Consider the following 11265-nt stretch of genomic DNA (forward strand, 5'->3'; position numbering starts at 1 on the left):
CCCGCTCAGCCCAGCACCTTGCACGAGCCCCGCACCACCAACTCCGGCCGCAGTATGACGTGTTGGTGCTGATGGGTGCTCGCCTGCTCTCCCGTCTCCTCCAGGAGCAGCCGCGCCGCCGTCGCGCCGAGGGTGACGGCGGGCTGGCGGACCGAGGTGAGCGGGACCGTGGCGGCCGAGGCGAATTCGATGTCGTCGTAGCCGATCAGCGACATGTCGTCGGGGACCCGGACCCCGGCCGCGTAGAGGGATTGGAGGACGCCGAGGGCGAGGAGGTCGTTGGCGCAGAAGACGGCGGTGGGGCGGTGGGCGAGGCCGAGGAGGCGGGCGCCCGCGTCGCGGCCCGCGGCCACGTCGAGGCGGTCCGTGGGGAGTTCGTAGAGGTGGGTGGCGGGCAGGCCCGCTTCGGCGAGTGCCTTGTGGGCGCCCGCGCGGCGGTCCTGCACCTGTTTGAGGTGGGGCGGTCCGCTGACGTAGGCAATGGAGCGGTGGCCCGCGTCGACGAGGTGGCGGAGGGCGAGCGCGCCGCCCGCCACGTCGTCGACCGCCACCGAGCAGCCCGGTTCGTCGCCCGCGACGCGGTCCACGACGACGTACGGGATGCCGTGGCGACGGAAGTCGCGCAGTGTGGCGCCGCTGGGGTCGGCCGGGGTGATGAGGGCGCCGCGCACCCGCTGCTCGGCGAACATCGACAGGTACTCGGCCTCCACGGCGGGGCTCTGCGCGCTGTTGCACACCATTACCCCGAGCCCCGCCCGGCGCGCGGCACGTTCGGCGCCGCGCGCGAGGTCCACGAAGAACGGGTTGCCCATGTCGAGGACGAGCAGGGACACGATCCGGCTGTGCCCGGCCCGCAGTTGGCGCGCGTACTCGCTGCGTACGTAGCCGAGGCGGGCGATGACCTGCTGGACGTGGCGGCGGGTGGGCTCGGACACCCGGTCGGGCTGGTTCAGGACGTTGGAGACGGTGCCGACGGAGACCGCCGCCTCCCGGGCGACGTCCTTGATGCCGACCGTCGCCCGGCCCGGGCCGCGTTCACGCAAGGTGGAAGACCTCGGTGAGCGGGCGCATCGCGGCGTCGGGCGCCTGCCCGTCCAACGCCTCGAAGAACTCGCCCATTTCGGCCTGCCACCGGGCGTTCACCTCGGTGGCGTCCATCGCGGCGCGCGCCTTGTCGAAGTCCTCGGTCTCCAGGTAGCCGACGAGCAGTCCGTCCTCGCGCAGGAAGAGCGAGTAGTTGTGCCAGCCGGTGGCGGTCAGGGCCTCGCGCATCTCCTGCCACACGTCCGCGTGGCGGGCGCGGTACTCCTCGATGCGGTCGGCCTTGACCTTGAGCAGGAAGCAGACCCGCTGCATGTCACTCATGTCCCTTGCCCCGCTCAGAACTTGTAGTCGTCGATGTTCGACTTGTTGAAGACGGTCGGCTTGCCGAGGGTGACGACGCCGTCCTTCTCGATGGTGTACTCGCCCATGTCCCCGGCCTTGAACTTCTCGCCCGCCTTGCCGGTGATCTGCCCGGACTCCAGGGCGACGGCGGTGTGCGCGGCGAGCGCGCCGAGCTTCGCCGGGTCCCACAGCTCGAACGCCTCGACGGTGCCGTTCTTGACGTAGGCGCGCATGTCGTTGGGGGTGCCGAGGCCGGTCAGCTTGACCTTGCCCTTGTACTTGGAGCCCGACAGGTACTGGGCGGCCGCCTTGATGCCGACGGTGGTCGGGGAGATGATCCCCTTCAGCTTCGGGTGCTCCTGGAGGAGTCCCTGGGTCTGCTGGAACGACTTCTGCGCGTCGTCGTCCCCGTAGGCGGTCGTGACGAGCTTGATGTCCTTGTAGGCGGGCTTCTTCAGCTCGTCCTTCATGTACTTGATCCACGTGTTCTGGTTGGTGGCCGTCTGGGCCGCCGAGAGGATCGCGATCTCGCCCTTGTTGCCGATCTGCTTGGCCATCTCCTGGACCTGGGTGCGGCCGAGGTCCTCGGCGCTGGCCTGGGAGACGAAGACGTTGCGGCAGTCGACCTTGGTGTCGGAGTCGTACGTGACGATGCTGACGCCGTTCTTCATGGCCTGCTTGAGCGCGGTGCACAGGGCGCCCGGGTCCTGCGCGGACACGGCGATGGCGTCGGCCTGCTGCTGGGTCAGGGTGTTGACGTAGGAGACCTGTCCGGAGGTGTCGGTGCCGGAGCTGGTGCCGACCTCCTTGTACGTCGAGCCGAGCTGCTGCACCGCCTTCTTGCCACCGTTGTCGGAGGTGGTGAAGTACGGGTTGTTGACCTGCTTGGGCAGGTAGGCGACCGTGAGGCCCTTCTTGGTCTTGGCGTTCGGGTCGGCCTTTCCGGCGGCTGCCGACTTGGCGTCCTCCTTGTTGGAGTCCGACTTGGTGGTGCCGCCGCAGGCGGAGGCGCCGAGGACGAGGGCGGTGGTCACGGCGAGGGCCGCGGTGAGCCGGCGCGTCTTCTGGGACATGGCGGTTCCTTACGTGGTGTGGGCGGGGGTGAGTGGTACGGGTGGGCGCCTCAAGTGACCGCGGTGATCGTCCTCTTGCGGGACCTCGACTGCGCGATCTGGCGGCCGACGCGCGGCGCGAGCACCGAGATCACGAGCAGCACGCCGGTGACGACGATCTGCGACTGCGCGGAGACGTTGAGCAGGCTCATCACGTTCTGCAGCGTGCCGAGCAGGAACACACCGGCGATGGCGCCGCCGAGGGTGCCCTTGCCGCCGTCGAAGTCGATGCCACCGAGCAACACGGCGGCGATGACGGAGAGTTCGAGCCCGGTGGCGTTGTCGTAGCGGGCGCTCGCGTAGTGCAACGCCCAGAAGACGCCGGTGAGCGCGGAGAGCACCCCGGTCGTCACGAACATCGACAGCTTGAGCCGCTTCACCCGCACGCCGGCGAACCGGGCGGCCTCCTCGTTCGCGCCGATCGCGAAGAGGGAGCGGCCCATGCGGGTGGCGTGCAGCACGACGATCGCGATGGCGAGGAGGACGACGAAGGGCAGGGCGGCGTACGGGATGAACGTGTCGCCGATCCGGTTCGCGCCGAAGTCCAGGTACTGGGAGGGGAAGTCGGTGACCGAGTCCGAGCCGAGGACGATCTGCGCGATGCCCCGGTAGGCGGCCATGGTGCCGATGGTGACGGCGAGGGACGGCAGGCCGAGGCGGGTCACGAGCAGCCCGTTGATCAGGCCGCAGACGACGCCGAGCAGCAGGCACAGCGGGATGATCGTCTCGATGGCCATGCCGTTGTTCCACAGCGCGCCCATCACGGCACCGGACAGGCCGACCGTGGAGCCCACCGACAGGTCGACCTCGCCGGAGATGACGAGCATCGTCATCGGCAGCGCGATGATCGCGATGGGCAGTGTGTTGCCGATCAGGAACGACAGGTTCAGCGCGTTGCCGAAGTTGTCGACGAACGCGAACGAGCAGAGCAGCAGCACGATCAGCAGGGCGCCGACGGCGGTGTCCCAGCGCACCGAATGCTTCAGGGATTCAGGCATGGCGGGCGCTCCTCATCTGTGCGGCCTGCTTGCGCAGCACTGCGGCGACGCGCAGCGCGACGATCCGGTCGACGGCGATGGCGAGCAGCAGCAGGATTCCGTTGATGGCGGTGACCCAGACGGAGCTGACGCCGATGGCGGGCAGCACGCTGTTGATGGAGGTCAGCAGCAGGGCGCCGAGCGCGGCTCCGTAGACGGTTCCGGAGCCGCCGGTGAAGGCGACGCCGCCGACCACGACGGCGCTGACGACGGTGAGTTCGTAGCCATTGCCGGTGCCGGAGTCGACGTTGCCGAAGCGCGCCAGGTACAGGGCACCCGCGAGCCCGGCGAGCGCCCCGCACAGCACGTACGCGGTCATGATGCGCTTGCGGACGGGGATGCCGGCGAGGTTCGCGGCCTCGGGGCTGGAGCCGAGCGCGTACATCTCGCGGCCGCTGCGGTAGCTGCGCAGGTAGTAGCCGACGCATACCAGGACGGCGACGGCGAGCAGCGCCAGATAGGGCACGACCCAGATGCCGTCGTGGCCGAAGTCGACGAAGCCGTCGGGCAGGTCGGCGGCGACGATCTGCTGCGAGCCGACCCAGATGGAGTCGATGCCGCGCACCACGTACAGCGTGCCGAGGGTGACGACGAGGGCGGGCACCTTGCCGAGGCTGACGAGCGCGCCGTTCAGGACGCCGAAGACGGTGCCGATGGCGACGGCGTACACGACGGCGATCAGCGAACTGCCGCCGCCCTGAAGGTAGTCACCGGCGGCGAAGGCGGAGATGCCGAGCACGGAGCCGACGGACAGGTCGACGTTGCGGGTGATGACGACGATCGCCTGGCCGGTGGCGACGAGGACGAGAATGGTGGCGTTGAGGAGGAGGTCCTTGACGCCCTGCTGCGACAGGAACTCGGTGTTCGACACCTGCGTGGCGAGCAGCATCACCACGAGCACGGCGGCGACGGCGAGTTCGCGCGCCTTGAACACCTTGTCGAGGAGGCGACGGCCCGCGGTGGGCGGTGGCGCCGCGTCCTCGCGGACGGGTGGTGCGGTGATGGTCATGCGGTGCTCCTTGCGGTGCGAGCGGCGTGTGCGGGTACGGACGTCACGCGGCCCTCCCCGTGGCCGCCGCCATCACGGACTCCTCGTTCGCCTCCGCGCGCGGCAGTTCCGCGGAGAGCCGTCCCTCGTGCATCACGAGCACCCGGTCGGCCATCCCGAGGATCTCGGGCAGGTCGGACGAGATCATCAGGACCGCGACACCCTCCGCCGCGAGCGAGGACAGCAGCCGGTGCACCTCGGCCTTCGTGCCGACATCGATGCCGCGCGTGGGCTCGTCCACGATGAGCACCTGCGGGCCCGTGGCGAGCCACTTGGCGAGGACGACCTTCTGCTGGTTGCCGCCGGAGAGCGTGCCGACGACATCGGCGAGGCGTGCGTACTTGACCTGGAGCTTCACCGACCAGTCCAGGGACCGGCTGCGCTCCGCCTTGCGGTTCATGAGGCCCGCGCGGGAGGTGTCGGCGAAGCCGGTGAGCCCGATGTTGCGCTCGATGGACATGTCCATCACGAGGCCCTGGGCCCGCCGGTCCTCCGGGACGAGAGCCAGACCCGCGTGCATGGCGAGGCTCGGCGCGCCGGGCTTGAGCTTCTGCCCGAGCACCTCGACCTCGCCGCCGTCGAAGCGGTCGACGCCGAACACGGCGCGGGCCACCTCGCTGCGGCCCGCGCCGACGAGCCCGGCGAGGCCGACGATCTCGCCGCGCCGCACCTCGAAGGACACGTCGGTGAACACACCCTCGCGGGTCAACCGGCTGACCTTCAGGGCCACTTCACCGAGTTCGGTGTCCTGCTTGGGGTAGAGCTCGTCGAGGTCGCGGCCGACCATGCGGCGCACCAGCTCGTCCTCGGTGAGTCCTTCGACCGGCTCGCTCGCCACCCACGCCCCGTCGCGCAGCGTCGTCACCCGCTGGCACAGCTCGAAGATCTCCTCCAGGCGGTGCGAGATGAACAGGACCGCCGCACCCTGTTCGCGCAGCGTCCGTACGACGCCGAACAGTCGGGCCACCTCGCTGCCGGTGAGCGCGGCCGTCGGCTCGTCCATGATCAGCACGCGGGCGTCGAAGGACAGCGCCTTGGCGATCTCGACGAGCTGCTGGTCGGCGATGGACAGGCCGCGGGCCGGCTGGTCCGGGTCGAGCTCCACGCCGAGCCGCTTGAACAGGGCCGCGGTGGCGTCCTTGACCGTGGCGTGGTCGACGCGACCGAAGGAGCGGCGCGGCTGGCGGCCCATGAAGATGTTCTCGGCGATGGACAGGTCGGGGAAGAGCGTCGGCTCCTGGTAGATGACGGCGACACCGGCGTCGCGGGCGTCGGCGGGGCCGTGGAACTCGACCGGGGAACCGTCGAGCAGCACCGTCCCGGTGTCCGGGCGGTGCACCCCGGCGAGGGTCTTGATGAGCGTCGACTTTCCCGCGCCGTTCTCACCGGCGAGGGCGTGCGCCTCGCCCGCGTGCAGGCTCAGCGACACACCGCGCAGGGCGCGCACGGCACCGAAGGACTTGCTCACCCCCTCCAGGGCGAGCACCGGAGTGGTCTCCGGCTCAGGTGGCGTCATGACAGGTCTCCAGGGGTCGAAGGGCACCCGACGTGAAATGTTTCAGTGAAACGTTCCGGAAGCTAGCCACGCCCCGGCGCCCTGGTCAAGGGGTCTGAACGGCCGGAATACATCGACGTACGAAACGATTCCGTAACGCGCCGGAGTTGGCGCGCACCCCCTTGACGCACCCCACGAGGGGGACTAGCTTCGCTGCACAATGAATCGATTCACACACGGTCGATTCAGAGACGATTCAGCAGACGGCTCGCAGACCCGTGTACTCAGAGGTGGACATGCCTGACATCGCTGCCGTGAAGGCCGCACTCGCCAACCAGCGGATCGAGACGCCTTCCTGGGGCTACGGCAACTCCGGCACCCGGTTCAAGGTGTTCGCCCAGGCCGGTGTGCCCCGCACGCCCCGCGAGAAGCTCGACGACGCCGCGAAGGTGCACGAGTTCACCGGCATCGCCCCGAAGGTCGCGCTGCACATCCCGTGGGACAAGGTCGACGACTACGCGACCCTGTCGGCGTACGCCAAGGAGCGCGGTGTCGAGCTCGGCACCATCAACTCCAACACCTTCCAGGACGACGACTACAAGCTCGGCAGCGTCTGCCACCCGGACCCGGCGGTGCGCCGCAAGGCGGTCGACCACCTCCTGGAGTGCGTCGACATCATGGACGCGACAGGTTCCAAGGACCTGAAGATCTGGCTCGCCGACGGCACCAACTACCCGGGCCAGGACGACATCGTGGCCCGCCAGGACCGCCTCGCAGAGTCCCTCGCCGCCGTCTACGAGCGCCTCGGCGACGACCAGCGACTGCTCCTGGAGTACAAGTTCTTCGAGCCGGCCTTCTACACGACGGACGTGCCGGACTGGGGCACCTCGTACATGCAGTGCATGAACCTGGGTGACAAGGCGCAGGTCGTGGTCGACACCGGTCACCACGCGCCGGGCACGAACATCGAGTTCATCGTGGCGCTGCTGCTGCGCGCGAAGAAGCTCGGCGGCTTCGACTTCAACTCCCGCTTCTACGCGGACGACGACCTGATGGTGGGCTCCGCCGACCCGTTCCAGCTCTTCCGCATCCTGCACGAGGTCGCGAAGAACGGCGGCTTCGACCCCGAGACCAACGTGGCGTTCATGCTCGACCAGTGCCACAACATCGAGGCGAAGATCCCGGCGGTCATCCGCTCCGTGATGAACGTGCAGGAGGCCACCGCGAAGGCGCTGCTCGTGGACCGCGAGGCGCTGAGCGCCGCGCAGGCCTCGGGCGACGTGCTGACCGCGAACGCCGTGATCATGGACGCGTACAACACCGACGTGCGGCCGCTCCTGGCGGAGTGGCGCGAGGAGCAGGGGCTCGCGGCGAACCCCGTCGCCGCGTACGCCGCCTCCGGGTGGCAGGAGCGGATCGCGGCCGAGCGGGTCGGCGGGGAGCAGGCGGGGTGGGGCGCGTAACCACCTGCCCGCAGTTCACCGCAGTCAACTCCTCAGGAATTTAGGACCTTTCATGGCTACGCACCCTCAGGTCGCCGCCCTCCTCGACCGCTCGAACCGGCTCGGCGCCGACCCCCGCAACACCAACTACGCCGGCGGCAACACCTCCGCCAAGGCCACCGAGACGGACCCGGTCACCGGCGGCGACGTCGAGCTGATGTGGGTCAAGGGCTCCGGCGGCGACCTGGGCACGCTCACGGAGGCCGGCCTGGCAGCGCTGCGCGTGGACCGGCTCAAGGCGCTCACCGAGGTGTACCCGGGCGTGGAGCGCGAGGACGAGATGGTCGCCGCGTTCGACTACTGCCTGCACGGCAAGGGCGGCGCCGCGCCGTCCATCGACACGGCCATGCACGGCCTGGTGGACGCGGCGCATGTCGACCATCTGCACCCGGACTCCGGCATCGCGCTGGCCTGCGCCGCCGACGGCGAGAAGCTGACCGCCGAGTGCTTCGGCGAGAAGGTCGTGTGGGTGCCGTGGCGGCGTCCCGGCTTCCAGCTCGGCCTGGACATCGCGGAGATCAAGGCCGCGAACCCGGAGGCGATCGGCTGCATCCTCGGCGGCCACGGCATCACGGCGTGGGGCGACACGGCCGAGGAGTGCGAGGCCAACTCGCTGTACATCATCCGCACCGCCGAGACGTTCCTCGCCGAGCGCGGCAAGGAGGAGCCGTTCGGCCCGGTCATCGAGGGCTACGCAGCGCTCGGCGCGGCCGGCCGCCGGGCACGCGCCGCTGAACTCGCCCCGCTCATCCGGGGGTTGGCGTCCACGGACCGCCCGCAGGTCGGCCACTTCGACGACTCGGGTCCCGTCCTCGACTTCCTGGCGTCCGCCGAGCACCCGCGGCTCGCCGCGCTCGGCACCTCCTGCCCGGACCACTTCCTTCGTACGAAGGTCCGCCCGCTCGTCCTCGACCTGCCGCCCACGGCCGAACTCGACGCCGTGGCCGAGCGGTTGAAGGAGCTTCACGCCGACTACCGCACCGAGTACGCGGCGTACTACGAGCGGCACGCGACGCCCGACTCCCCCGCGATGCGCGGCGCGGACCCGGCGATCGTGCTCGTGCCCGGTGTCGGCATGTTCTCGTTCGGCAAGGACAAGCAGACGGCGCGCGTGGCGGGCGAGTTCTACCTCAACGCGATCAACGTGATGCGCGGCGCCGAGGCCGTGTCGACGTACGCGCCGATCGAGGAGTCGGAGAAGTTCCGCATCGAGTACTGGGCGCTGGAGGAGGCCAAGCTCCAGCGGATGCCGAAGCCGAAGCCGCTCGCGACGCGGGTGGCCCTGGTGACGGGTGCGGGCTCCGGCATCGGGAAGGCCATCGCGCACCGGCTCGTCGCGGAGGGCGCGTGCGTGGTCGTCGCCGACCTCAACGCGGACGGCGCGGCGGCGGTGGCCGAGGAGTTGGGCGGCCCCGACAAGGCGGTCGCCGTGACGGTCGACGTCACGTCCGAGGAGCAGATCGCGGACGCCTTCAAGGCGGCGGCGCTGGCCTTCGGCGGTGTCGACCTGGTCGTCAACAACGCGGGCATCTCCATCTCGAAGCCTCTCCTGGAGACCACGGCCAAGGACTGGGACCTCCAGCACGACATCATGGCGCGCGGCTCGTTCCTCGTCTCGCGCGAGGCGGCGCGGGTGATGCGGGCGCAGGAGATGGGCGGCGACATCGTCTACATCGCCTCCAAGAACGCGGTGTTCGCCGGCCCGAACAATGTGGCGTACTCGGCGACGAAGGCGGACCAGGCCCACCAGGTGCGGCTGCTGGCTGCCGAGTTGGGCGGGGACGGGATCCGGGTCAACGGGGTCAACCCGGACGGCGTGGTGCGCGGGTCCGGGATCTTCGCGGGTGGCTGGGGTGCGAAGCGGGCCGCGGTGTACGGGGTGGAGGAGGAGAAGCTGGGCGAGTTCTACGCGCAGCGCACTCTCTTGAAGCGGGAGGTACTTCCGGAACACGTGGCGAACGCGGTGTTCGCGCTGACCGGGGGCGATCTCACGCACACGACGGGGTTGCACGTCCCCGTGGACGCGGGAGTCGCGGCGGCATTCCTGCGCTAACCCCGGGGGTTTGGGGGCGCGGGGAACTGCGCGCGCAACCACGTTGGGCCCGCCATGTTCCGACGACGCCCGCATCCCCTGGGGTCCGGGGCCCCGCCCCCGGTTTCGGGACGGGAAGGGGCGGCGGGGGCGACTTCCAGCCCCCGCCACCCACCACACCGCACACTCGCAAAGGCAACCTCATGCCCACCACCCCCTACGCCGCCATAGACCTGGGCGCCTCCAGCGGCCGGGTCATGACGGCCACCGTCACCCCGGACACCCTCACCCTGACGGAGTCCCACCGGTTCCCGAACACCCCGGTCCGCACCCCTGACGGCCTGCACTGGGACATCCTCGCCCTGTACACCGGCATCCTGGAGGGCCTCCGCAGAACCGGCCCGATCCGCTCCCTCGGCATCGACAGCTGGGCCGTCGACTACGGCCTCCTCGACGCGGACAACGCCCTGCTCGGCAACCCGTACCACTACCGGGACACCCGCACGGACCACACCGCCGAGAAACTGTGGGCGACCATCCCCCCGCAGGAGCTGTACGCCGCCACCGGCCTCCAGTACGTCCCGTTCAATACGATCTACCAGCTCACGGCGGCCCGCGACACGGCGCAACTCAACGCCGCCCACCGCCTGTTGATGATCCCCGACCTCCTCACATACTGGCTGACGGGCCAACAAGGCACCGAGCTGACCAACGCCTCCACCACCCAGCTCATCGACCCCCGCACCGGCGACTGGGCCCACGACGTCGCCACCCGCGCCGGCATCGACGTGAACCTCTTCGCCCCGATCCGCCGCCCCGGCGACCCCGCGGGCGAACTCCTCCCCCACGTCCTCGAAGAGACGGGCCTCACCGGACCCGTCCCGGTGACGACGGTCGCCTCGCACGACACCGCATCGGCCGTGGCCGCGGTCCCGGCGACCGAGGAGAACTTCGCGTACATCTGCACCGGCACCTGGTCCCTCGCCGGCCTCGAACTGGACGCGCCCGTCCTCACGGAGGAGAGCCGCGCCGCGAACTTCACGAACGAGCTCGGCATCGACGGCACGGTCCGCTACCTCCGCAACATCATGGGCCTGTGGCTCCTCCAGGAGTGCCAACGCGCCTGGAACCAGCCGGTCTTGACCGCGCTCCTCGACGAGGCCGCGAAGGCGACCCCGCTGCGCTCGGTCGTCGACGCCGGCGACCCCACGTTCCTGCCGCCCGGCGGCATGCCGGAGCGGATCGCCGCCGCCTGCCGCGCCACCGGCCAGCCGGAGCCCCGCACCCGCGCCGAGATCACCCGCTGCATCCTCGACTCGCTCGCCCTCGCCCACCGCCGCGCCATAGAGGACTCGGCCCGCCTGGCCGACCGCCCGGTCGACGTCGTGCACATCGTCGGCGGCGGCGCCCGGGGCGCCCTGCTGTGCCAACTCACGGCGGACGCCTGCGGGTTGCCGGTCGTGGCGGGCCCGGCCGAGGGCGCCGCGCTGGGCAACGCACTCGTTCAGGCGCGGGCCGACGGCGTCGTGGGCGACCGGGCCGCGATGCGCCGGCTCGTCGCCGACACCCAGCCGCTCGCGCGCTACGAGCCGAGCGGCGACCGGTCGGCGTGGGACGCGGCGGCGGCACGCGTCCGCACCCCGTGACCAGCTC

General features: G+C 70.4%; 9 protein-coding genes. 3 read left to right on the forward strand and 6 right to left on the reverse strand.

What is annotated here, in order from left to right; all coding sequences use genetic code 11:
- Positions 1 to 5: 5 nt before the first annotated feature.
- The 6 genes from ACYSUO_RS00615 to ACYSUO_RS00640 are packed head-to-tail and all read right to left on the reverse strand — an operon-like array spanning position 6 to position 6099.
- On the reverse strand, positions 6 to 1043 hold the full coding sequence (locus ACYSUO_RS00615) for a LacI family DNA-binding transcriptional regulator (RefSeq protein ID WP_461773966.1): 1038 nt from the start codon (positions 1041 to 1043) through the stop codon (positions 6 to 8).
- Positions 1036 to 1356, reverse strand: coding sequence for an L-rhamnose mutarotase (locus ACYSUO_RS00620; RefSeq protein WP_404074245.1), 321 nt, complete (start codon positions 1354 to 1356; stop codon positions 1036 to 1038). The genes ACYSUO_RS00615 and ACYSUO_RS00620 overlap by 8 nt, the downstream gene beginning before the upstream one ends.
- 23 nt (positions 1357 to 1379) lie before the next feature.
- Positions 1380 to 2459 carry a rhamnose ABC transporter substrate-binding protein gene (gene rhaS, locus ACYSUO_RS00625; protein ID WP_461773967.1) on the reverse strand — a complete coding sequence of 360 codons (1080 nt, stop codon included), beginning with the start codon at positions 2457 to 2459 and terminating at the stop codon, positions 1380 to 1382.
- 50 nt (positions 2460 to 2509) lie between these two features.
- Entirely contained in the window at positions 2510 to 3496 is a 987-nt protein-coding gene (locus ACYSUO_RS00630) for an ABC transporter permease (protein ID WP_461773968.1), read from the reverse strand.
- Positions 3489 to 4544: an ABC transporter permease gene (locus ACYSUO_RS00635; RefSeq protein ID WP_327665581.1), complete on the reverse strand. Its 1056-nt coding sequence runs from the start codon at positions 4542 to 4544 to the stop codon at positions 3489 to 3491. Before ACYSUO_RS00635 ends, ACYSUO_RS00630 begins: the two co-directional genes overlap by 8 nt.
- A 43-nt stretch (positions 4545 to 4587) precedes the next feature.
- A complete protein-coding gene (locus ACYSUO_RS00640) occupies positions 4588 to 6099 on the reverse strand; it encodes a sugar ABC transporter ATP-binding protein (protein WP_461773969.1) in 1512 nt (503 codons plus the stop codon).
- Positions 6100 to 6374: 275 nt separating this feature from the next.
- Between ACYSUO_RS00640 and rhaI the strand changes: the two genes are divergently transcribed.
- From rhaI to ACYSUO_RS00655, 3 genes are all read left to right on the forward strand, one after another.
- On the forward strand, positions 6375 to 7541 hold the full coding sequence (gene rhaI, locus ACYSUO_RS00645) for an L-rhamnose isomerase (RefSeq protein ID WP_461773970.1): 1167 nt from the start codon (positions 6375 to 6377) through the stop codon (positions 7539 to 7541).
- A 52-nt stretch (positions 7542 to 7593) separates the two neighbouring features.
- Positions 7594 to 9633 (forward strand): bifunctional aldolase/short-chain dehydrogenase, encoded by a 2040-nt coding sequence (locus ACYSUO_RS00650; protein WP_461773971.1) that lies wholly within the window; start codon positions 7594 to 7596, stop codon positions 9631 to 9633.
- A 182-nt stretch (positions 9634 to 9815) separates the two neighbouring features.
- A complete protein-coding gene (locus ACYSUO_RS00655; RefSeq protein WP_461773972.1) occupies positions 9816 to 11258 on the forward strand; it encodes a rhamnulokinase in 1443 nt (480 codons plus the stop codon).
- The last annotated feature ends 7 nt before the right edge of the window (positions 11259 to 11265 follow it).

It is taken from the genome of Streptomyces sp. UC4497, assembly GCF_054871485.1.